Origin of the sequence: Pseudomonas sp. PA-1-6B, from assembly GCF_021609545.1 — a bacterium.
Taxonomy (GTDB): Bacteria; Pseudomonadota; Gammaproteobacteria; order Pseudomonadales; family Pseudomonadaceae; genus Aquipseudomonas; species Aquipseudomonas fluorescens_BV.
This window is the reverse complement of record NZ_WJZM01000001.1, coordinates 146900-169710: the sequence shown is the minus strand read 5'-3', so window position 1 is coordinate 169710 and position 22811 is coordinate 146900. Positions and strand designations below refer to the sequence as shown.

The window sequence follows — 22811 nt, the reverse complement described above, 5'->3', positions numbered from 1 at the left end:
CGGTGCCGTGAACGCTATCCATAGCGCCACACCGAAGGACGAGAAGGTCCTTTTCATTGTTTGATTCCGTTATGAGTTGACGTTCAGCACAAGGGTTCGCGGGCGTTCCAGCCAGGCGCCCTGTCCATCGGGAAACAGCTCCACCAGCTCGACAGCAGCGTCTTGAATGGCGGTGACCTGGCCATGGTCCGGCCCCAGGTAATCACCCACCGCCAGCCGATACACCCTGGCCCCAGCCCGCAACAAGGCAAAGGCCTGCGCACCACGGGACAACGTGCCGACCATTTCGAACTGATCGAGGCGCATACCCTCCAACAGTCCCCGTGGCCGGGTGAAATCCGGGGCAAGGGCCGGACGGCCCGGAACGTGCGGTGCCTGCAAGGCGGGCGGCGTGAACGGGTCGCGCAAGGACGAGGGTTCGTAGACAAATTGCGGCCCTGGGTCGAGCACCTGACGGGCCTTGCCGGTGTGCAGGGTGCTGCGATAGGTCTTGGCGAGCATGTTCAGACGTAACAAGGCACCCTGATGCCCGAGCGCAATATCCTGCACGGTAACGACCCGCGGCAACCCACCCAAGGCACTGACAAACGTCGCCAGCTCGTGATAAACCCCGGAGGCGCTTATCTGCATGGGTTGTTCGATATAAAGCTGCCGAGGCGCTTCATCCAGCACGGTGATGCCTTCGACCCACACCCCATGAACAGCCGCCAGCCGGGCGATGTCTGCCAGCACGGCAGGCACCTCGGACTCGCCGGGCAATTGCCCTAGAAGGCTGGCAAGATTGTCTTCCATGCTCCGGACTTGCCGGGTGCGCAGCTCAAGGCTCGCGGCCAGGCCGGTCTTTTCTGTGAATTGCTGCTGCAGCGCCTGCTCCCGCGCCTCAAGCCCGTGCAATCGCTCCCGCTGCGGCCCCCCATGCAAAACCTCGCCTAGCGCCAGCACCAGGCCGGCCAGCGCACAGCCAAGCAGCACCTTGCCCGGCAGGGACCATTTGGCAGCGTTGTAAAAGAGCGTGGAAAAATCGAGCCTGGGCAGGCTCATGGTTGCGCCTCGATGGACTCTCCCTGGCGCACCATCAGCTGGAATTCACTTTCGCCGCGTGCACCTTCGGCTTGCACGCGCTGCAGACGGGTCGAACTGGAGCCGTGGATTGGCTTGAGCTGCTGCATCAAACGGGCGATATCCTGGTTGCTTTCTGCCGTGCCGCGAATGCTGATGGTGTCGCCGTTCGCAACCACCTCATGCAGATGGACACCTTCAGGCACCGAGCGAGCCAATTGCTCGAACAATCGGGCCCCGGAGGAGCGGGCATCGTGCAGGTCCTGAACCACCTTCATGCGTTCGGCCAGTTGCTGGCTTCGCGCCTGCAAGTCGTCGATGGTCCTGATCCGCGAGTCCTGGGTAGCGATGTGCTCTTCCAGGCGGCTGTTGCGGCTTACCTGCCGGTCTATTGCCTGGTCGATCACTTGATCAGCCAACCACAGTGCCGCGAGCGCCACGCAGGCAAACGCCAGCAATAGCACCAACAGGTATTTGCGCCTGCGCTCCGCGAGGGCCTGGCGCCAAGGCAAAAGATTGATTCGTGTCATCCAGCGAAACTCCTAAGGGCCAGCCCGCAAGCCACTCCCATCCCTTGGGCATCCAAGGCCCATTGTGCACCATCGACTCTGTGACCCGGCGTGAAGCTGGCAAAATCCTGAAGGCAAGCGCGCTCCAATGCAAACCCTTCTACATCGACCACCCGCGGCACCAGCCCCGCCAGGGCCAAAACCGCCTCGCGCGCTTCGACCTGCTCACGCAGGCACGCCGCCAGCATCACCTCTACCCACTGCGGGCCTTGAGCCGATGGCCCTTGAACCTGAAAGTCGATGGCCACCTCGTCCAATGGATAGGGGATGAACTGGTCGGCTTCCATCTGGATCTTCCAGGCCATTTCCTCATCACTGAGGCCGGCGTCCATGTCAATCAGCCGGGTAATTACCGACGGGCCCGCAACCGCCACGGCGGCGTACCGGGCCGAGGTACCCAGGCGCGACAGTGCCTGTTGCAGCATACGGCCCACACCCTCAAGGTCCAGCAAGGTGCCGTCCACCACCGCCTGGGGCGGCAGCATTTGCATAACGTAGCCCTGGACGCTGAAACCGCCTGATGAACGGCCCAGTTCGATCAGCTTGATGCAGCTGTCATTGATATCGACCCCCAACACCGTGTCGACTTTTCGCCTGAAAAATCCCTTTCCCATAAAACTCCCCAAAACTTTCCCTGTCATACCGGCTGTCATCTCGCCTGATTGCTGCCAGGCACCTTGCATTCGGTCGGCTTGTTCAAGGCACGCGAATGACGCCCCAAGCCGAAAAATGCTTTAATGCCCAGCGTTTTTTCCCGCTTTTTATCTGCTGCCCGGGTCGATCCATCGTTTGCCATGCATGCCCCGACGCGTAACTCTTTCTTTTCTCTGGAAATCCAAAAGCCTTGATTCGTCTGCTGAAGTTTTTCGGGTACTCCATTGTCGCCATCGTCTGCGGGCTGCTGCTCGTATTCAGCGGGGCCTACCTCTACCTTAGTCCGGGTTTGCCCTCCGTAGAGGCCCTCAGAAGTATCCAGTTGCAGATTCCTTTGCGGGTCTACAGCAGCGATGAAAAACTGATCGCGGAGTTCGGCGAAATGCGCCGCACACCGATCCGTTTCGCCGACATTCCACCCAATTTCATCAGCGCTTTGCTGTCTGCCGAAGACGATAATTTCGCCAACCACTACGGCGTAGACCCCAGCAGCCTGGTGCGTGCAGCCACGCAATTGGTAAAAAGCGGACACATTCAATCGGGCGGCAGCACCATCACCATGCAGGTGGCGAAGAACTTCTTCCTCACCAGCGAGCGCAGCTTTTCCCGCAAGGCCACCGAAATCCTCCTGGCGCTGCAGATCGAACGCCAGCTGACCAAGGATGAAATCCTCGAGCTGTACGTCAACAAGATCTACTTGGGCAACCGCGCCTATGGCATCGAGGCCGCGTCCCAGGTCTACTACGGCAAGTCGATTCGTGACGCCAGCCTGGCGCAAATGGCGATGATCGCCGGCCTGCCCAAGGCACCGTCGCGCTTCAACCCGCTGGCCAACCCGGCGCGCAGCAAAGAACGCCGTGACTGGATCCTGGGCCGCATGTACAAACTGGGCAAGATCGACCAGGCCGCTTATGAAAGTGCCGTAGCCGAGCCGCTGAACGCCAGCTATCACGTGCCGACCCCAGAAGTGAATGCACCCTATATCGCCGAAATGGCCCGCGCCGAGATGGTTGGCCGTTATGGCAGCGAGGCCTACACCGAAGGTTTCCGCGTCACCACGACGGTGCCGAGCAACTTGCAGGAAATCGCCAACCACTCGGTACATGAAGGCCTGATCACTTATGACCAGCGTCACGGCTACCGTGGCCCCGAGTCGCGCCTGCCGGGCAAGACCCTGAGTGCCTGGACCACCGAATTGGGCAAACAGCGCTCGATCAGCGGCCTGGACCCGGCCATCGTTACCCAGGTATCCAAGGACGGCATCCAAGTGCTGACCCGCTCTGGCGAAGCCCATGTAGCCTGGGACAGCATGAAGTGGGCACGCCCGTTCCTGAACACCAACAGCATGGGCCCGATGCCCAAGCAGCCATCCGACGTGGCCCAAGTGGGTGATTTGATCCGCGTGCAACGCCAGAAGGATGACAGCCTCAAATTCAGCCAGGTGCCGCTCGCCCAGGGCGCCCTGGTGTCCCTGGACCCGCAGAACGGTGCGATCCGCGCACTGGTCGGCGGCTTTGCCTTCGAGCAGAGCAACTACAACCGCGCTACCCAGGCCAAGCGCCAGCCGGGCTCCAGTTTCAAGCCGTTTGTCTACAGTGCCGCGCTGGACAACGGCTACACCGCCGCCAGCCTGGTCAACGACGCGCCAATCGTGTTTGTCGATGAATATCTGGACAAAGTCTGGCGTCCGAAGAATGACACCAACACGTTCCTCGGCCCAATCCGTATCCGCGAGGCGCTGTACAAGTCACGCAACCTGGTGTCGATCCGCCTGTTGCAGGCGATGGGCGTAGGCAAGACCATCGACTACATGACGCGCTTTGGCTTCGCCAAGTCGGACCTGCCGCCAAACCTGTCCCTGGCCCTGGGTACCGCGACCCTCACGCCGATGGAAATCGCCACCGGCTGGAGCACCTTTGCCAACGGCGGCTACAAGATCGCGCCGTACCTGATCGACAAGATCGAAAGCCGCAATGGCGACACCCTGTTCACCGCCAACCCGCCACGGGTACCCGGCGACGTGGTCAATGGTGTGGCCGCGACCGACGGGCTTGCGGTACCGAGCAACGGCGGTATCACCATCGAGGCGACGCCAGGCACACCGTCGGCCGCAAACGCCGACGCACCGGCCGAACCGCAAGCGCCAGCGGTTGCCGAGCGCATCGTGGACGGCCGCACTACCTACATCCTCAACAGCATCCTGCAAGACGTGATCAAGAAGGGCACCGGCCGCCGCGCACTGGCCCTGGGCCGTGCGGATATCGCTGGCAAGACCGGTACCACCAACGAGTCCAAGGACGCCTGGTTCTCCGGCTACAACGGCGACTACGTGACCACCGTGTGGACCGGCTATGACCAGCCTGAAAGCCTGGGCCGCCGCGAGTTTGGTGGCACCGTCGCCCTGCCGATCTGGATGAGCTACATGGGCGCAGCGCTCAAGGACAAGCCGCTGCACACCCAGCCAGAGCCAGAAGGCATCCTCAGCCTGCGCATCGACCCGATCAGTGGCCGTGCGGCTTCACCGAGCACGCCGAATGCGTACTTCGAGCTGTTCAAGAGCGAAGATACACCGCCATCGGTCAACGAACTGGGCAACGGCGTAGTGCCGGGCAGCCCGCTGCCGGCGGATGAAGGTGCGCCGATCGACCTGTTCTGACGGGAGCTGCGGCCTGGCACAGACCTAATGTGGGAGCGAGCAAGCCCGCTCCCACACTTGGATCCGCACAAGACTCGAGTGAATGCCAGCCACAAAAAAGCCCCGACTGATCACTCAGTCGGGGCTTTTTTTGCGGGTGTGTCTACAACGGCTTAGCCGTTGAACACATCATCCACGCTTTGCAGCGGGTAGTTCTTTGGATACGGCAGGGTAGCCACACCAGTCTCGATAGCGGCCTTGGCCACGGCATCGGAGATCAGGGTGATCAGGCGCTTATCCATTGGTTTCGGAATGATGTACTCACGACCGAATTCCAGCTTGGCGCCACCGTAGGCGTCACACACATCCTGAGGTACCGGCAGCTTGGCCAGTTCACGCAGGGCGTTGGCAGCGGCCACTTTCATTTCTTCGTTGATGCGCTTGGCGCGAACGTCCAGGGCACCACGGAAGATGAACGGGAAGCCCAACACGTTGTTGACCTGGTTCGGGTAGTCCGAACGGCCGGTGGCCATGATCACGTCGCTGCGAGTGGCGTGGGCCAGTTCAGGAGAGATTTCCGGATCCGGGTTGGAGCAGGCGAACACGATAGGGTTCGGCGCCATGGATTTGAGGCCTTCAGCGCTCAGCAGGTTCGGGCCGGACAGGCCAACGAACACGTCGGCACCGTCGAGGGCGTCAGCCAGGGTGCGCTTGGAGGACGGATGGGCAAACATCGCCTTGTACTGGTTCAGGTCGGTGCGCTCGGACTGAATCACGCCCTTGCTGTCGACCATGTAGATGTTTTCCAGCTTGGCGCCCATGCTGATGATCAGCTTCATGCAGGAAATGGCCGCGGCACCGGCGCCCAGGCAGACGATTTTCGCCTCGCCCAGGGTTTTGCCAGCAATTTCCAGGGCGTTGATCATGCCGGCTGCGGTAACGATCGCGGTGCCGTGTTGGTCATCGTGGAATACCGGAATGTCGCACTGCTCGATCAGGGCCTTTTCGATCTCGAAGCACTCAGGTGCCTTGATGTCTTCCAGGTTGATGCCACCGAACGTGATGGAAATGCGCTTGACGGTGTCGATGAACGCCTGCGGGCTTTCGGAATCGACTTCGATGTCGAAAACGTCGATGCCGGCAAAGCGCTTGAACAGCACGCCCTTGCCTTCCATGACTGGCTTGGAAGCCAATGGGCCGAGGTTACCCAGGCCCAGAATCGCGGTGCCATCGGAAATCACTGCAACCAGGTTGCCTTTGCCGGTGTACTTGTACGCCAGCTCTGGGTCACGGGCGATTTCACGTACGGGTTCGGCAACACCAGGGCTGTAGGCCAGCGACAGGTCGCGGGCAGTGGCAGTGGCTTTGGTGAGCTCTACACTCAGCTTTCCTGGACGAGGATGGGCATGGTATTCGAGAGCGGCAGTTTTCAAATCAGACATATCGGCATTCCGCTTTTACTGTTGGTCGACGGACCGCCGAGGATACGCGTGTCGTAAAGTCCCTACAAGACTGGGCAGTCACAGGTGTCAAGGGCCCTGGGCTACGACTTTTGGCCAAGAGCCACGGGATACAAGGGCTCAACTGTTCACAATCGAAATAAAAAATGTCTACAATTTTTTATTCAAAGCGCCGATTTCAGCATGCCGGGGTCGGTTATTGGCAACAGCCAGCGCGCTTGGCCTTTTTTCAGGCCGCCACGGCGGGCCCGATCCTGCACCCAACCGCGCGCCTCAAGGGTGCGGCCTTGCAGACCATCGAGCATGGCCGTATCGAACTGGCTGATCAGCTCGGGCGCAATACGCAATACCAGTGAACCCTGCAGTTCAATCCAGATTCCACCGCGATTGCGCTCGATCTTGCTGACCCGACCGGCCACCAGGGCAAACCCGGAGCGCTTGAGACTCGCCACGCTTTGCACCGGCGATTGGCGCCACAGGCCAAGCCGTGCCTGGCGGGCGCTGTTTTCGGCCGCCTGCTGGCAGGCAACCAGGTCTATATTCGGCGCCACGCCCACTTGGTACCCCAGGCCCTCGGCCAGCAGTTGCGCCTCCAGATTCTCGCCATTGGCGCCGTAGAGGTGAGCCAGGGTGCGCCCGTAATGGTCTTTGGCTTCGCGCCCCGCCACCAGGCCGACACGCCCATCGCTGGCCTTGACCAACGCCTGCAGGCGCTGGCGGGCGGCGACAGCGAATGGCTCGTCAGGGCGGCCCTTCTTGCCGGTTTCCGGCGCGTTGAGGCCGATCATGCGCACGCTGCGACCGTCCTTGAGGCGCACCGTGTCGCCATCCACCACACGCTGTACCTCGACGCGGACGACGGCTGCCGGCGCGGGGCAGAATGCATCGGCCTGAGCGGTCGCCAGCCAAATCCCAGGCACAAAAAAGGCGCCCACAAGGGACGCCTTTTTCAACAGTAGGTAAAAGCCCATAAGGCTCTTGAACCTTACTCTGCTGGAGTAGCAGCAGGCTTCTTGCCGAAAGCACCAAAGCGATCTGCGAAGCGCTGTACGCGGCCGCCGGTGTCCAGAGTTTTCTGCTTACCGGTGTAGAACGGGTGGCACTCGTTGCATACGTCAGTACCCAGTGGCTTGCACAGGTTCGAACGAGTTTCGAACTTGTTGCCGCAGCTGCAGGTGACTTCGATGGTTTCGTACGCTGGATGGATATCGGCTTTCATGGCACTTCCTCGGGCTAGCGTGCCGCCACTCGACACTATTGTCGAATACCGCACGTAATTAGGCCGCGGATTCTACCAGACCTTTTTAATCACGCAAGCGGCGGTAATGGTCGAAAACTCCCTTTCATCAGATATTCCTGACACACCGCCGTCAATGTGGGAGCCGGGCTTGCCCGCGAAGGCGGTGTGTCAGTCACTGCATCTGTTACTGCACTAGCGCTTTCGCAGGCAAGCCAGCTCCCACAGGAGGCTGAGCCGTTCTGGAGATCCGATTCCAGTACTGAAGACGGGACACCCCCGGTCTGCTAGGCTCGCGCCCCTGCGCCACCGCTTGCCTTTATTGATGAGACTCCTCGCGTGCCCGACGCCATTTTGCGCCTAGCCCTGCCCTCACCCCTGCGCCGCCTGTTCGATTACCGGGCCCCGCCCGGCGTGTCGCGTGCGCAGTTGCAACCGGGCATGCGCGTGCGCGTGCCGTTCGGACGCCGGGAAATGATCGGCATTCTGGTGGAAGTCACCGACCACAGCGAAGTGCCTGCCGAAAAGCTCAAGCCGGCAATTGCCCTGCTCGACGCTACACCACCGCTGCCGCCCGCGCTGTTCAAGCTGTGCCTGTGGACCGCGCAGTATTACCAACACAGCCTGGGCGATACCTTGAGCTGGGCGCTGCCGGTGCTGCTGCGCCAGGGCGAACTGGCCGAAGCGCGCCAGGAGCGTTTCTGGTCGATGGTGCCCGGCGCACGCCTCGACGACCCGCGCATCGCCCGCGCCCCGCGCCAGCGTGAGGCCCTGGCCACCTTGGCGCAGCATCCACACGGCGTGGCCCATCAGCTATTAAGCAAGCTGATGCTGAGCAAAGACAGCCTCGACCTGCTGCTGGCCAAGGGCCTGGTGCAAGTGGAAATCCGCAAGCACGCCCCGGACCCGCGCCACGAACACTGGCTGGCCCAGCCGGAGTTGCCGCTAAACCCCGAGCAACGCGCCGCATATGAGGCGATTCGTGCCGGTTTCGACAGTTTCCACGCGTTCCTGCTGGCCGGCGTCACTGGCAGCGGCAAGACCGAGGTCTATTTGCAGCTGATCCGCGAAACCCTGCAGGCGGGCAAGCAGGCACTGGTGCTGATCCCCGAGATCAACCTGGGCCCGCAGACCGTGGCGCGTTTCGAGCAACGCTTCAATGCCCGGATCGCCCTGGTGCACTCGGCGGTCAATGACCGTGAACGCCTGGAATCGTGGCTAGCGGCGCGGGATGGCGAGGCCGACATTATTATCGGCACACGCTCAGCACTGTTCACGCCGATGAAAAACCCCGGGCTGATCATCGTCGACGAGGAGCACGATGGCTCCTATAAACAGCAGGAAGGTTTGCGCTACCACGCCCGCGACCTCGCGCTGGTACGCGCCCGCCAGGAAGACATCCCGATTGTGCTGGGCTCGGCCACGCCGTCCCTGGAAAGCCTGCACAACGCCTACACCGGCCGTTACGGGCTGCTGCGCCTGAACGAGCGTGCTGGCGGCGCCAAACAACCGCGCTTCCTGCGCCTGGACGTGAAAAGCCGCCCGCTGGACAGCGGTATTTCCGGCCCGATGCAACAGGCCATTGGCCAGACCCTGGCCGCCGGCCAGCAAGTATTGGTATTCCTCAACCGCCGCGGCTTTGCCCCGACGTTGCTGTGCCATGACTGCGGCTGGATGTCCGGTTGCGAGCGCTGCGATGCGCGCATGACGGTGCATCAGCGCCACGGCGAGTTACGCTGCCATCACTGCGGCCATGTAGAACGGGTACCGCGCCATTGCCCGCAGTGCGGCAAGGTGGACCTGCGGCCCGTGGGCGCCGGCACCGAGCGCGCCGAAGAACGCCTCGGCATTCTGTTCCCGGACTACCCTGTGCTACGGGTGGACCGCGACAGCACGTCGCGCAAAGACGCCATGAACCAACTGTTCGCCACCATCCACAAAGGCCAACCGTGCATCCTGGTGGGCACGCAGATGCTTGCCAAGGGGCATCACTTCCCACGGGTGACCCTGGTGTCGATCCTGGATGCCGATGGCGGGCTGTTCTCCGGGGATTTTCGCGCCAGCGAACGCATGGCGCAGTTGATCGTGCAGGTGGCAGGACGCGCCGGGCGGGCCGAAGAGCCAGGCAGGGTGATTATCCAGACGCACCTGGCCGACCACCCGCTGCTGATTCAACTGACGGAACAAGGCTACTTTGCCTTCGCCGAACAGGCCTTGAGCGAACGCCGCGCCGCCGGCCTCCCGCCCTTTGCGCACCTGGCGCTGCTGCGTGCCGAAGCCCACAAACCCGGGCAGGCCGAAGGCTTTCTTGATGAGGCCTGCAGCGCCGCCGAACGTTTATTGGGCGAACTGGCCCTCAGTGGCATCGAACTACTCGGCCCGGTGCCAGCGCCCATGGAGCGGCGCGCCGGACGTTATCGCGCTCAGCTACTCTTGCAGGCAACCTCCCGCGCGCCGCTGCATCGGCTATTAAGTCGCTGGATGCTTGAGCTGGAGCAACTGCCCAGCGGTCGGCAAGTGCGATGGTCGTTGGATGTAGACCCGGTAGATTTGTATTGAGGGTAATTACGTCATCGCAGGCAAGCCAGCTCCCACATTATGAAATGTGAATACCCTTAAATGTGGGAGCGGGCTTGCCCGCGAAGAGGCCCGCAGGTCCGCCATATAGTCTGAACGGTTGGCAAGCCCGCCCTCGCCACGGATAATGCCCAGTTTTTCCACCTGCGCATCGCGCGCCGCCGCTTGCGGTCGAAAGAGAACACCATGAAAGACACCATTCGCCAGCTGATCCAACAAGCCCTCACCCAACTCGTCAACGAAGGTGTGTTGCCTGAAGGCCTGTCGCCGGCGATCCAGGTGGAGAACACCCGCGACAAGACCCATGGCGACTTCGCCAGCAACATCGCGATGATGCTGTCCAAGCCGGCCGGCATGAAACCGCGCGACCTGGCGGAAAAAATCATCGCCGCACTGCCGGCTGACGCCAGTGTCACCAAGGCTGAAATTGCAGGCCCGGGCTTTATCAACTTCTTCCAGAACACCCAAGCCCTGGCTTCGCGCCTGGACGCTGCCCTGGCCGATGCCAAAATCGGCGCACACAAGGCGGGCGCTACCCAGCGCGTGGTCATCGACCTGTCGGCGCCGAACCTGGCCAAGGAAATGCACGTGGGCCACCTGCGCTCCACCATCATTGGCGACGGCGTGGCACGGGTGCTGGAATTCCTTGGCGACACCGTGATCCGCCAGAACCACGTGGGCGACTGGGGTACCCAGTTCGGCATGCTGATGGCCTACCTGCAGGAAAACCCGATCACCAGCAACGAGCTGGCCGACCTGGAAAACTTCTACCGCGCCGCCAAAAAGCGGTTTGACGAGTCTGAAGAGTTCGCTGACCGCGCCCGCGGCCTGGTGGTCAAGCTGCAAGCCGGCGACGAAGAGTGCCTGGCGCTGTGGAACCGCTTCCGTGAAATTTCCCTGTCCCATTGCCAGGAAATCTACGAGCTGCTCAACGTGAAACTGACCATGGCCGACGTGATGGGCGAAAGCGCCTATAACGACGACCTGATCAATGTGGTCAACGACCTCAAGGCCAAGGGCCTGTTGGTCGAGAGCAACGGCGCGCAGTGCGTGTTCCTCGAAGAATTCAAGACCGCCGACGGCGAGCCGCTGCCAGTGATCATCGTCAAGGCCGATGGCGGCTACCTCTACGCCACCACCGACCTGGCCGCCGTGCGTTACCGCAGTGGCGTGCTCAAGGCTGACCGTGCGCTGTACTTCGTCGACCAGCGCCAGGCCCTGCACTTCCAGCAGGTGTTCGAAGTGGCGCGTCGCGCCGGTTTCGTCACCCACCCGATGCACATGGAGCACATGGGCTTTGGCACCATGAACGGCGCCGATGGCCGCCCCTTCAAGACCCGCGACGGCGGCACCGTGAAGCTGATCGACCTGCTGACCGAAGCCCAGGAACGTGCCTACAACCTGGTGAAGGAAAAGAACCCGGAGCTGGCCGAGGCCGACCTGCGCAACATCGCCCGCGTGGTGGGCATTGGCGCGGTAAAATACGCCGATCTGTCCAAGCACCGCACCAGCGACTACAGCTTCAACTTCGACCTGATGCTCAACTTCGAAGGCAACACCGCGCCGTACCTGCTGTACGCCTACACTCGCGTGGCCGGGGTGTTCCGCAAGCTGGGCAAGGACTTCAGCGAAGTCGAAGGCCAGATCGCGCTGGACGCCGCCCACGAACAGGAACTGGCGGCCAAGCTCGCGCAATTTGGCGAGGTGCTCAACAGCGTTGGCGAAAAAGGCACGCCGCACATCCTGTGCACCTATTTGTACGAAGTGGCCGGCCTGTTCTCCAGCTTCTACGAGAACTGCCCGATCCTGACCGCCGACGACGAAGCCCAGAAACAAAGTCGCCTGCGCCTTGCCGCCTTGGCTGGACGCACCCTCAAGCAAGGCCTGGAACTCTTGGGCTTGGAAACTCTGGAGCGTATGTAAGTTGGCTGCCAAGAAAAAACCTGCACCCAAGCGCGGCGCCAGCCGCTACCAGGCCCCGGCGAAGCAACCGATTCCGGGTTGGTTGTGGATGGCCATCGGCCTTACGGTCGGCGCATTTATCGTGTTTCTGATGAAGCTGGAGCCCGGTCAGGGCGATGACGTCAAGCGCGTCAAACAGGAGCAGCAAAAGGCCACGAAAATCGCCGAAGCCAACAAGACCGCGCCGAGCCCGACCGCACCGGTAAAGCCCAAGTACGACTTCTACACGCTGCTGCCGGAATCGGAAGTGATCGTGCCGCCTGACGCCGTGCCGGAAAAAACCCTGCCGACGCCACAAGTGCCGACCACGCCGGTAACCCCAGCGGAAGCGGCGAAAATCGACACGGCGCGCGCTCAGGCCGCGTTAGCCGGTATCACGCCGCCGCCAGCACCGCCAGTGGCTGCAACCAAGGCCGCGCCGGTGACCAAGTTCTTCCTGCAAGCGGGCTCGTTCCCGAAACAGGCGGATGCGGACCGTGTACGCGCACAGATCATTCTGTTGGGCCAATCGGTATCGGTTGAGTCCGGCACGGTGAAGGACGCGACCTGGTATCGCGTATTGGTAGGGCCGTTCAGCAACCGCGAACAGCTGACCGTGGCGCAAAAGCAATTGGCCGGCGCCGGGTTTAGCAACCTGTTGTTACAACAACGCCAGAGCCGCTGATCCAGCAGCCAAACCGGTTTTAATGTGGGAGCTGGCTTGCCTGCGATAGCGGTGTAACAGTCAATGTTTCAGTGACTGACACACCGCTATCGCAGGCAAGCCAGCTCCCACATTGGTTTGCAGCGTGCTCAAGTAAGTGTTGAACCCATCAACACCACTCGTCCGCCCTGCCTTCCTACGGTTGAAATCCCCCTCGCCACCCCCATATGAGTTTCCATCAGGGCATTTTCGCCCCGCTGCGTGGAGACTCTCCCCTTGACCACCATCGTTTCAGTACGTCGCCACGGCAAAGTTGTCATGGGCGGCGACGGCCAGGTTTCCCTGGGCAACACCGTGATGAAAGGCAACGCCAAGAAAGTGCGCCGCCTGTACCACGGCCAGGTGCTTGCCGGCTTCGCAGGCGCAACCGCCGACGCCTTTACCCTGTTCGAGCGTTTCGAAGGCCAGCTTGAGAAACACCAGGGCCACCTGGTGCGCGCCGCTGTGGAACTTGCCAAAGAATGGCGCACCGACCGCTCCCTCAGCCGCCTGGAGGCCATGCTCGCAGTTGCGAACAAAGACGCTTCCCTGATCATCACCGGCAACGGCGACGTGGTTGAACCCGAGCATGGCCTGATCGCCATGGGTTCAGGTGGCGGCTACGCCCAGGCTGCGGCCAGCGCGCTGTTGAAGAAAACCGACCTGTCGGCCCGGGAAATCGTCGAGACCGCCCTGGGTATCGCTGGCGATATCTGCGTGTTCACCAACCACAACCAGACCATTGAGGAGCAGGACCTCGCCGAATAAGCCCTGGGCTTATTCAGGCTTGAGGCCGCCAAACACTATGTCCATGACTCCCCGCGAAATCGTCCATGAACTCAACCGCCATATCATCGGCCAGGACGATGCCAAGCGCGCCGTTGCCATTGCGCTGCGTAACCGCTGGCGCCGGATGCAACTGCCGGAAGAACTGCGCGTTGAAGTAACGCCCAAGAACATCCTGATGATCGGACCTACCGGCGTCGGCAAAACCGAGATCGCCCGTCGCCTGGCCAAATTGGCCAATGCACCGTTCATCAAGGTCGAAGCGACCAAATTCACCGAAGTCGGTTATGTGGGCCGCGATGTCGAGTCGATCATTCGCGACCTGGCTGACGCCGCCCTGAAGATGCTGCGCGAACAGGAAGTGACCAAGGTCAGCCATCGCGCCGAAGACGCCGCTGAAGAGCGCATCCTCGACGCCCTGCTGCCACCGGCACGCATGGGTTTCAACGAAGACGCCGCACCTTCGTCCGATTCCAACACCCGTCAGCTGTTCCGCAAGCGCCTGCGCGAAGGCCAGCTGGATGACAAGGAAATCGAGATCGAAGTGGCCGAAGTGTCCGGCGTGGATATCTCTGCCCCGCCTGGCATGGAAGAAATGACCAGCCAGTTGCAAAACCTGTTTGCCAACATGGGCAAGGGCAAGAAGAAAAGCCGCAAGCTCAAGGTCAAGGATGCGCTCAAGCTGGTGCGCGACGAAGAAGCCGGGCGCCTGGTCAATGAGGAAGAACTCAAGGCCAAGGCCCTGGAAGCGGTCGAGCAACATGGCATTGTGTTTATCGATGAGATCGACAAGGTGGCCAAGCGTGGCAACTCCGGCGGCGTGGATGTCTCCCGCGAAGGCGTACAGCGCGATTTGCTGCCGCTGATCGAAGGGTGCACGGTCAACACCAAGCTGGGCATGGTCAAGACTGACCACATCCTGTTTATCGCCTCCGGTGCCTTCCACCTGAGCAAGCCGAGCGACCTAGTGCCCGAGCTGCAAGGCCGCCTGCCGATTCGGGTGGAGCTCAAGGCACTGACGCCGGGCGACTTCGAGCGCATCCTCAGCGAACCGCATGCCTCGCTCACCGAGCAGTACCGCGAGCTGCTGAAAACCGAAGGGCTGGGTATCGAATTCCAGGCTGACGGTATCAAGCGCCTGGCGGAGATCGCCTGGCAGGTCAACGAGAAGACCGAGAACATCGGTGCCCGTCGCCTGCATACCTTGCTTGAGCGCCTGCTTGAGGAAGTATCTTTCAGCGCCGGCGACATGGCCGGTGCGCAGAATGGCGAAGCGATCAAGATCGATGCCGAGTATGTGAACGGTCACCTGGGCGAATTGGCGCAGAACGAAGATCTGTCTCGTTATATCCTGTAAGCCTCACTCAATGTGGGAGTGGCTTGTGTGGGAGCTGGCTTGCCTGCGATAGCATCACTTCAGTGTTCCTGAAACACCGAGGTGCCTGCATCGCGGGCAAGCCCGGCTCCCACATTGGTCCCTCCCACATTTTGAGCCGGCTCCTACAGGGTTTTCTCCAATGTCGAAATTTCCTACCGCAGTAAACCTGCACAAAACCTCCAATACCCTCGGCCTGACCTACGGGCCAGACGAAACCTACCAGTTGCCCGCCGAATTCCTGCGGGTGCACTCCCCTTCTGCCGAGGTCCAGGGCCACGGCAAACCCATCCTGCAATTCGGCAAGCTCAACGTCCGGTTGATCAAGCTGGAACCCGCCGGCCAGTACGCACTGAAATTGACCTTCGACGACGGTCATGACAGCGGACTGTTCACCTGGGACTATCTCTATCAACTGGCCGTACGTCAGGACGCTCTATGGGCCGACTACCTGGCCGAGCTCAAAGCCGCTGGAAAAACCCGCGATCCGAGTGAGTCGGTCGTGCGGCTGATGCTCTAGCACAGGGGTCTTGCTGTTTAGAGCGCATTTTCTAATTTCATCTGCTTGAATGCCCTGTCGCGTGGCCAACGATTGGCCCGCTTGCGAAAAAAAATAAACTCGGGTAACCAATGGAGCTGGCAAGTTCCCTGCATTTGACGATGCGGTATCAACGGTCACCCGAGTCGCAGTACCAGGCTGGTGTCGTGTATCGAAATTGGGTGCGCAGCAATCGCCGGTACTCGTCTTTCGGACAATGGAGCGTCGTAGATGAGTAACAAGAATAACGATGACTTGAAACGCCAGGCCTCGGAAAACACCCTGGGGTTGAACCCGATCATCGCGTTACGCAAAAAGGATTTATTGGCCTCGGCCAAGATGGTGCTGACCCAAGCCATCAAGCAACCGTTGCACAGCGTCAAGCACGTCGCCCACTTTGGCGTTGAATTGAAGAATGTGATGTTCGGCAAATCCGCGCTGGTGCCCGAGGGCGACGACCGTCGCTTCAACGACCCAGCCTGGAGCCAGAACCCGCTCTACAAACGTTATTTGCAGACTTACCTGGCGTGGCGCAAGGAGCTTCACGACTGGATCGACGACAGCAACCTGTCGGCACAAGACATCAGCCGCGGCCACTTCGTGATCAACCTGATGACCGAAGCCATGGCCCCCACCAACAGCGCGGCCAACCCGGCGGCGGTCAAACGCTTCTTTGAAACCGGCGGCAAAAGCCTGCTCGACGGCCTTTCCCACTTGGCCAAGGACATGGTGCACAACGGCGGTATGCCCAGCCAGGTCAACATGGGCGCCTTTGAAGTCGGCAAGACCCTGGGCACCAGCGAAGGCGCGGTGGTGTTTCGCAACGATGTACTGGAGCTGATCCAATACAAGCCCATCACCGAACAGGTACACGAACGCCCGCTGCTGGTGGTACCGCCGCAGATCAACAAATTCTATGTCTTCGACCTGTGCCCGGATAAAAGCCTGGCGCGCTTCTGCCTGCGCAATGGCCAGCAGACCTTTATCGTCAGTTGGCGCAACCCCACCAAGGCCCAACGCGAATGGGGCCTGTCGACTTATATCGAGGCGCTCAAGGAAGCAGTGGATGTGGTCACGGCGATTACGGGCAGCAAGGATGTGAATATGCTCGGTGCCTGCTCCGGCGGCATCACCTGCACCGCACTGTTGGGCCACTACGCGGCGCTGGGCGAGAAGAAGGTCAACGCCCTGACGCTGCTAGTGAGCGTGCTGGATACCACCCTGGACACCCAGGTGGCGCTGTTTGTGGATGAGCAGACCCTGGAAGCGGCCAAGCGCCATTCCTACCAGGCCGGCGTGCTGGAAGGCCGCGACATGGCCAAGGTCTTCGCCTGGATGCGCCCCAACGATCTGATCTGGAACTATTGGGTCAACAACTACCTGCTGGGCAACGAGCCGCCGGTGTTCGACATCCTGTTCTGGAACAACGACACCACACGCTTGCCAGCCGCGTTCCATGGCGACCTGATCGAACTGTTCAAGAACAACCCACTGGTACGCGCCAACGCCCTGGAAGTGTGCGGCACGCCCATCGACCTCAAGCAGGTCACCGCCGATATCTACTCCCTGGCCGGCACCAACGACCACATCACGCCGTGGCAGTCTTGCTACAAGTCAGCGCAGTTGTTCGGCGGCAAGGTCGAGTTTGTGCTGTCCAGCAGCGGGCATATCCAGAGCATCCTCAACCCGCCGGGCAACCCCAAGGCACGCTACCAGACCAGTGAGGGCCTGGCCGGCAGTGCGCTGGAGTGGCAGGAGAATGCGACCAAGCACACCGATTCGTGGTGGCTGCATTGGCAGGTGTGGCAGGCGGAGCGGGCGGGAAAACTGAAAAAAGCCCCGACGATATTAGGCAATAAAACCTATACCGCCGCCGAAGCGGCGCCGGGTACCTATGTACATGAGCGCTAGGCATTCTTGTGATTGAAATGAGATCAGATGTGGGAGCTGGCTTGCCTGCGATAGCGATGGGCCTGCTAACTAATCGCGGCCTGAAAGAATGCCATCGCAGGCAAGCCAGCTCCCACACTGACCGAGTTCCTACAGACCAATAGCACCACTTCACAGGGCTTGAGCATGGCGCAACCGTTCATCTTCCGTACCATCGACCTGGATGGCCAGACCATCCGCACGGCGGTACGCCCGGGCAAGCCGCACTTGACCCCGCTGCTGATCTTCAACGGCATCGGCGCCAACCTTGAGCTGGTGTTTCCGTTCGTCCAGGCCCTGGACCCGGACCTGGAAGTGATCGCCTTCGACGTGCCCGGCGTGGGCGGTTCCTCGACGCCGAAGCGACCCTATCGCTTCCCCGGCCTGGCCAAACTCACCGCACGTATGCTCGATTACCTCGACTATGGCCAAGTGAATGCCGTGGGCGTGTCCTGGGGCGGAGCGCTGGCCCAGCAATTTGCGTATGACTACCCCGAGCGCTGCAAGAAATTGATCCTCGCGGCCACCGCGGCCGGGGCCTTCATGGTGCCGGGCAAGCCCAAGGTGTTGTGGCTGATGGCAAGCCCCAGGCGTTATATCCAGCCGTCCCACGTGGTGCGCATTGCACCGATGATTTATGGCGGTTCGTTCCGCCGTGATTCCAAACTGGCCGCCGAGCACGCCAGCAAAGTGCGCTCGGCCGGCAAGCTGGGCTACTACTGGCAGCTGTTCGCGGGCCTGGGCTGGACCAGCATTCATTGGTTGCACAAGATCCGCCAGCCCACCCTGGTGCTGGCCGGGGACGATGACCCGCTGATCCCGCTGGTCAACATGCGCATGCTCGCCTGGCGCATCCCCAATGCACAGTTGCACATCATCGATGACGGCCACCTGTTCCTGATCACCCGGGCCGAAGCCGTGGCGCCGATCATCATGAAGTTTCTGGAGGAGGAGCGCCTGCGCGCCGTGATACATCCGCGACCGGCGGTGTGAAGGAACACACCACCGCGCAACTTGCCAGGAACCGACTATGGTTCTGGATTGGCGTGCCTGCTTGATGACTTGACGAAGGAGTGTTGGCTCATGCGAGAAAGACCCGTGACGAACCCGGCGCCCACCCCCGCTGCGTTCATCAACGCGCAAAATGCGATCACCGGCCTGCGCGGCCGGGACTTGCTGTCGACCCTGCGTACCGTCGCCGCGCACGGCCTGCGCAACCCGGTGCACACCGCCCGCCACGCCCTGGCCCTGGGCGGCCAGCTGGGCCGCGTGCTGCTGGGTGAGACCGTGCACGAACCCAACCCCAGGGACCATCGTTTCAGCGACCCCACCTGGAAGCTCAACCCGCTGTACCGGCGCAGCTTGCAAGCCTATCTGAGCTGGCAAAAACAGACACGGCAGTGGATCGAGGACAGTACCCTCAGTGACGATGATCGCGCCCGCGCGCAGTTCGCCTTCGCCCTGCTCAACGATGCTGTCTCCCCTTCCAACACCCTGCTCAACCCGCTGGCGATCAAGGAGCTGCTCAACTCCGGCGGCAACAGCGTGGTGCGCGGCGTGAGCAACTTGTTCGAAGACCTGCTGCACAACAACGGTTTGCCGCGCCAGGTCAGCAAGCACGCCTTTGAAGTGGGCAAGACCGTGGCGACCACCCCCGGTTCGGTGGTGTTTCGCAACGAACTGCTGGAGCTGATCCAGTACAAGCCCATGAGCGAAAAACAATACGCCAAGCCGCTGCTGGTAGTACCGCCGCAAATCAACAAGTACTACATCTTCGACCTGAGCCCGGCCAACAGCTTTGTGCAATACGCACTGAAAAACGGCCTGCAGACCTTTATGGTCAGCTGGCGCAACCCGGACGTGCGGCATCGCGAATGGGGCCTGTCCACCTACGTGGCGGCGCTGGAAGAAGCGCTCAACGTATGCCGGGCCATCACTGGCGCCCGCGAGGTCAACCTGATGGGCGCCTGCGCCGGCGGCCTGACCATCGCCGCGCTGCAAGGCCACCTGCAAGCCAAGCGCCAGTTGCGGCGCATCTCCAGTGCCAGTTACCTGGTAAGCCTGCTGGACAGCCAGATCGACAGCCCCGCAACATTGTTCGCTGATGAACAAACCCTGGAAGCCGCCAAGCGCCGCTCCTACCAGCAAGGCGTGCTGGATGGCCGCGACATGGCCAAGATATTTGCCTGGATGCGTCCCAACGACCTGATCTGGAATTACTGGATCAATAATTACCTGCTGGGCAAGGAACCGCCGGCGTTCGACATCCTGTACTGGAACAACGACAACACGCGCCTGCCCGCCGCCTTGCACGGCGACCTGCTGGATTTCTTCAAGCACAACCCCCTGAGCCATCCCGGTGGGCTGGAGGTATGCGGCACGCCCATCGACTTGCGCAAGGTCTCGGTGGACAGCTTCAGCGTGGCCGGCATCAATGACCACATCACGCCGTGGGACGCGGTGTACCGCTCCACGCAACTGCTGGGTGGCGAGCGGCGCTTTGTGCTCTCCAACAGCGGGCATATCCAGAGCATTCTCAACCCACCGGGCAACCCCAAGGCCAACTACGTCGAGAACCTCAAGCTGAGCAGTGACCCGCGCGCCTGGTATTACGACGCCCAGAACGTCGAAGGCAGTTGGTGGCCACAATGGCTGGAGTGGGTACAAAAACGCTCCGGCGTACAACGCGAAACCCTCACCGCCCTGGGCAACCAGAATTACCCACCGATGGAAGCGGCGCCGGGTACTTACGTGCGCGTGCGCTGAGCTCAGCAATCAACTTTAAGAAGACTGGATGAAGACCCGCGACCGTATCCTTGAATGCGCCCTGCAGTTGTTCAACCACAAGGGCGAACCGAACGTATCGACCATGGAGGTGGCCAATGAGATGGGGATCAGCCCCGGCAACCTCTACTATCACTTCCACGGCAAGGAGCCATTGGTGCTCGGGCTGTTCGAGCGCTTTCAGTGTGAGCTGACGCCACTGCTGGACCCTCCTGCGGATGCGCAACTGGAAGCTGAGGACTACTGGCTGTTTTTGCACCTGATTGTCGAGCGCATGGCCCACTATCGGTTCCTGTTCCAGGACTTGTCGAACCTGGCGGGGCGCTTGCCCAAGCTGGCCAAGGGGATCCGTCACTTGCTCACGGCGCTCAAGCGCACCTTGGCGTCATTGCTTGCGCGGCTGAAGGCGGCAGGGCAACTGGTCAGTGATACCCAGGCGTTGGGGCAACTGGTGGAGCAGATCACCCTGACCTTGCTGTTTTCGTTGGATTACCAACGGATTCTGGACCGTGAAGGTGAGGTACGGGTGGTGGTGTACCAGATCATGATGCTGGTGGCGCCGCATCTGCTGCCAACGGCGCGGCAGGCGACCGAGCGGTTCGCACTCAAATATCTGGATGACCTGGATTGAAGTGTGGGAGCGGGCTTGCTCGCTCCCACATTGGAAATGCGGCGTTTCTTGGATCTTCATAAAAAACGCCCAATCTTCGCAGACCGGGCGTTTTATGTGTCCCGTAAAAATCAGGACTGACTGGATGGCGTCGGGGTAACCGGCGTTGCAGTCGGGGTAGCAGCCGCATGCGTCGGCGCGGACACCGAATTGGCGGTAGAAGCGGCCGGTGCTGGTGCCGTGGCTGGCTTGGCCGCCGCGGCAGGCTTTGCGGCTGCCGGTTTTTTCGCTACCGCAGGCTTTTTGGCCGCTGCAGGCTTGGCAGCTGGTTTCGCAGCGGCGGGCTTGGCAGCAGGTTTAGCGGCAGCGGGTTTAGCGGCAGCGGTTTTAGCCGCAGGTTTGGCAGCCGGTTTAGCCGCAGGTTTCGCGGCGGCTTTAGCGGCCACTGGCTTAGCGGCAGGCTTGCTGGCCGGTTTGGCGGCAGCAGTTTTAGCCGCTGGCTTGGCCGCAGGTTTCGCCGCGGCTTTGGCCGGCGCTTTTGCAGCAGGTTTTGCAGCCGGTTTGGCGGCGGCTTTAACCAGAGGCTTGGCGGCAGTTTTGGCGGCGGGTTTTGCAGCTGCGGTTTTAGCTGCTGGTTTGGCCGCCGGTTTTGCTGCAGGCTTGGCGGCGGCGGTCTTGGCGGGAGCCGCTTTGGCGCCGGTGAGTTTTTCGATTTGCTTGGTCAAGGTATCGACCTTGCTGTGCAGCGCCTTCAACTCCGCCTTGCTCGGTACGCCCAGTCGCGAAATAGCACTGTTGAGGCGTTTGTCGAAAGTCTCTTCCAACTTGCCCCAGGTATCCGAAATGCTCGACTTGGCGGAACCCGCGCTCGCCTTGGCAGCGTCGACTTTTTTACCAACCGTGCTCTTGGTCAACTTCTCGGCTTTCTCGCCGTCTTTAACCAGGGTCTCGAAGAGTTTGCTGCCGTCACTGTCGATCTTCGAGTACACGCCTAAACCAGCGAGCCAGATTTTGCGGGAATATTCTTCAACTTTCCCGACCCACGAGCTGCCTTCTTTCTGAGTAGTCTTTTTAACAGCCATCCCGATGTCTCCTTAGTGTTTACGCGCGACACGTTCGAGCAATGCCGTCAGCTCTTCGAGCTTAGCAGAGAGTGTCTCCACGTCATGTTTAGACGCAATGCCGATCCGATTCAAGGCACTGGCGACACGAGTATCAAAAGCTTTTTCAACTTTATCCAGTTGAACTTCAACCAGGCCTTTGACGCCGGAGACGTTACTCTTTACTTGGTCAATCTGACTGTTGGCGGCATCAAGTTGTTCAACTACAACTTTTTTACCTTTAATTTCAACACGTTGACCGCTTCTAACGAGTTCCTTGAAGTACTCGCCGCCTTCGCTGCCGACCTTGGCATAGGCGCCAAGACCCGCCAGCCAGATCTTGCGGGCGTAGCTTTTAACCTCACTCAGGGGGGTGGTCTGAACGTCGATTTTTTTCTTCAAAATAACTTTGGCCATGGTGCACCTCACACAGAATTGGGTGGCGGACGGCCCGCAAGAGTTGAGGGCTTGGGCACAAAGTAAGGTTTAAAATTAGAATCGGCACCCTAAGCACAGCCCTATCAGGCCAGGGCCTTATCCAGGGCTTTTTCGATTTCGGACTTGATCGTGCCACTCATGGCCGACATCAACAGGCCAAGTTCCACATCAATGCGCAGCGAATCATCGGCCACCAACACTGTGCCTTTAACCCCGGAGCGCTTGAGCTTCAGGGTGTCGCCAGCCCATGAAGACTGCACGCCATATTTATCCTCGAGTTTGCGCGCCAATTGCTCAGCCTTGGCCCGCGCCTGTTCTTTTCCCAGGGTGTGTTCACGCTCAACGGTAATACGGGCCATTGCAATGACTCCTCTTTATAACGACTCAGAACACCCGCCATGCGGCAAAAGGTCTCG

20 protein-coding genes are annotated in these 22811 nt (G+C 60.9%); 11 read left to right on the top strand and 9 right to left on the bottom strand.

The features are described from left to right. Positions 1-69 precede the first annotated feature (69 nt). Genes GIV35_RS00765 through pilM form a run of 3 tightly spaced genes read right to left on the bottom strand, consistent with a single transcriptional unit; the run spans position 70 to position 2242 of the window. A complete protein-coding gene (locus GIV35_RS00765; protein ID WP_105225480.1) occupies positions 70-1041 on the bottom strand; it encodes a pilus assembly protein PilP in 972 nt (323 codons plus the stop codon). After that, positions 1038-1589, bottom strand: coding sequence for a PilN domain-containing protein (locus GIV35_RS00760; RefSeq protein ID WP_105225479.1), 552 nt, complete (start codon positions 1587-1589; stop codon positions 1038-1040). The genes GIV35_RS00765 and GIV35_RS00760 overlap by 4 nt, the downstream gene beginning before the upstream one ends. Beyond that, on the bottom strand, positions 1586-2242 hold the full coding sequence (gene pilM, locus GIV35_RS00755) for a type IV pilus biogenesis protein PilM (RefSeq protein WP_105229068.1): 657 nt from the start codon (positions 2240-2242) through the stop codon (positions 1586-1588). Before pilM ends, GIV35_RS00760 begins: the two co-directional genes overlap by 4 nt. A 233-nt stretch (positions 2243-2475) precedes the next feature. Here pilM and GIV35_RS00750 point away from each other — a divergent pair, with 233 nt between their 5' ends. Beyond that, positions 2476-4938 carry a penicillin-binding protein 1A gene (locus GIV35_RS00750; protein WP_419789666.1) on the top strand — a complete coding sequence of 821 codons (2463 nt, stop codon included), beginning with the start codon at positions 2476-2478 and terminating at the stop codon, positions 4936-4938. 152 nt (positions 4939-5090) lie between these two features. On the opposite strand, the gene GIV35_RS00745 is transcribed toward GIV35_RS00750, so the two are convergent. The 3 genes from GIV35_RS00745 to rpmE all read right to left on the bottom strand — a co-directional run bounded on the left by GIV35_RS00745 (position 5091) and on the right by rpmE (position 7596). Then, positions 5091-6359, bottom strand: coding sequence for a malic enzyme-like NAD(P)-binding protein (locus GIV35_RS00745; protein WP_005784034.1), 1269 nt, complete (start codon positions 6357-6359; stop codon positions 5091-5093). A gap of 182 nt (positions 6360-6541) precedes the next feature. Beyond that, the gene (locus GIV35_RS00740) at positions 6542-7348 is read right to left on the bottom strand and encodes a thermonuclease family protein (protein WP_105225477.1); all 807 of its coding nucleotides are present in this window, start codon (positions 7346-7348) and stop codon (positions 6542-6544) included. A 14-nt stretch (positions 7349-7362) separates the two neighbouring features. Next, positions 7363-7596, bottom strand: a complete 234-nt coding sequence (rpmE, locus tag GIV35_RS00735; protein ID WP_005784030.1) for a 50S ribosomal protein L31 — start codon at positions 7594-7596, stop codon at positions 7363-7365. 357 nt (positions 7597-7953) lie between these two features. Here rpmE and GIV35_RS00730 point away from each other — a divergent pair, with 357 nt between their 5' ends. The 10 genes from GIV35_RS00730 (at position 7954) to GIV35_RS00685 (ending at position 20878) form a co-directional block, all read left to right on the top strand. Next, the gene (locus GIV35_RS00730; RefSeq protein WP_034125571.1) at positions 7954-10173 is read left to right on the top strand and encodes a primosomal protein N'; all 2220 of its coding nucleotides are present in this window, start codon (positions 7954-7956) and stop codon (positions 10171-10173) included. 204 nt (positions 10174-10377) lie between these two features. After that, entirely contained in the window at positions 10378-12114 is a 1737-nt protein-coding gene (argS, locus tag GIV35_RS00725; protein ID WP_202690977.1) for an arginine--tRNA ligase, read from the top strand. Position 12115: 1 nt separating this feature from the next. Next, positions 12116-12817 carry an SPOR domain-containing protein gene (locus GIV35_RS00720; RefSeq protein WP_003187899.1) on the top strand — a complete coding sequence of 234 codons (702 nt, stop codon included), beginning with the start codon at positions 12116-12118 and terminating at the stop codon, positions 12815-12817. Positions 12818-13072: 255 nt separating this feature from the next. Further along, positions 13073-13603, top strand: coding sequence for an ATP-dependent protease subunit HslV (hslV, locus tag GIV35_RS00715; RefSeq protein WP_003171209.1), 531 nt, complete (start codon positions 13073-13075; stop codon positions 13601-13603). Between the two features lie 37 nt (positions 13604-13640). Continuing rightward, a complete protein-coding gene (gene hslU, locus GIV35_RS00710) occupies positions 13641-14978 on the top strand; it encodes an ATP-dependent protease ATPase subunit HslU (RefSeq protein ID WP_034125569.1) in 1338 nt (445 codons plus the stop codon). Positions 14979-15138: 160 nt separating this feature from the next. Beyond that, positions 15139-15516, top strand: coding sequence for a gamma-butyrobetaine hydroxylase-like domain-containing protein (locus tag GIV35_RS00705; RefSeq protein ID WP_034125568.1), 378 nt, complete (start codon positions 15139-15141; stop codon positions 15514-15516). A 249-nt stretch (positions 15517-15765) separates the two neighbouring features. Next, entirely contained in the window at positions 15766-17445 is a 1680-nt protein-coding gene (gene phaC / locus GIV35_RS00700; RefSeq protein WP_105225476.1) for a class II poly(R)-hydroxyalkanoic acid synthase, read from the top strand. Between the two features lie 165 nt (positions 17446-17610). Further along, a complete protein-coding gene (phaZ, locus tag GIV35_RS00695) occupies positions 17611-18456 on the top strand; it encodes a poly(3-hydroxyalkanoate) depolymerase (protein ID WP_105225475.1) in 846 nt (281 codons plus the stop codon). A gap of 90 nt (positions 18457-18546) precedes the next feature. Then, on the top strand, positions 18547-20229 hold the full coding sequence (gene phaC / locus GIV35_RS00690) for a class II poly(R)-hydroxyalkanoic acid synthase (protein WP_105225474.1): 1683 nt from the start codon (positions 18547-18549) through the stop codon (positions 20227-20229). Between the two features lie 28 nt (positions 20230-20257). Continuing rightward, positions 20258-20878: a TetR/AcrR family transcriptional regulator gene (locus GIV35_RS00685; RefSeq protein WP_236264147.1), complete on the top strand. Its 621-nt coding sequence runs from the start codon at positions 20258-20260 to the stop codon at positions 20876-20878. Positions 20879-20988: 110 nt separating this feature from the next. On the opposite strand, the gene GIV35_RS00680 is transcribed toward GIV35_RS00685, so the two are convergent. From GIV35_RS00680 to GIV35_RS00670, 3 genes are all read right to left on the bottom strand, one after another. Further along, positions 20989-21939 (bottom strand): phasin family protein, encoded by a 951-nt coding sequence (locus tag GIV35_RS00680; RefSeq protein WP_223023722.1) that lies wholly within the window; start codon positions 21937-21939, stop codon positions 20989-20991. Between the two features lie 12 nt (positions 21940-21951). Next, on the bottom strand, positions 21952-22374 hold the full coding sequence (locus tag GIV35_RS00675; protein WP_213153908.1) for a phasin family protein: 423 nt from the start codon (positions 22372-22374) through the stop codon (positions 21952-21954). Between the two features lie 104 nt (positions 22375-22478). Then, positions 22479-22754, bottom strand: coding sequence for a polyhydroxyalkanoic acid system family protein (locus GIV35_RS00670; protein ID WP_105225471.1), 276 nt, complete (start codon positions 22752-22754; stop codon positions 22479-22481). Positions 22755-22811 lie beyond the last annotated feature (57 nt).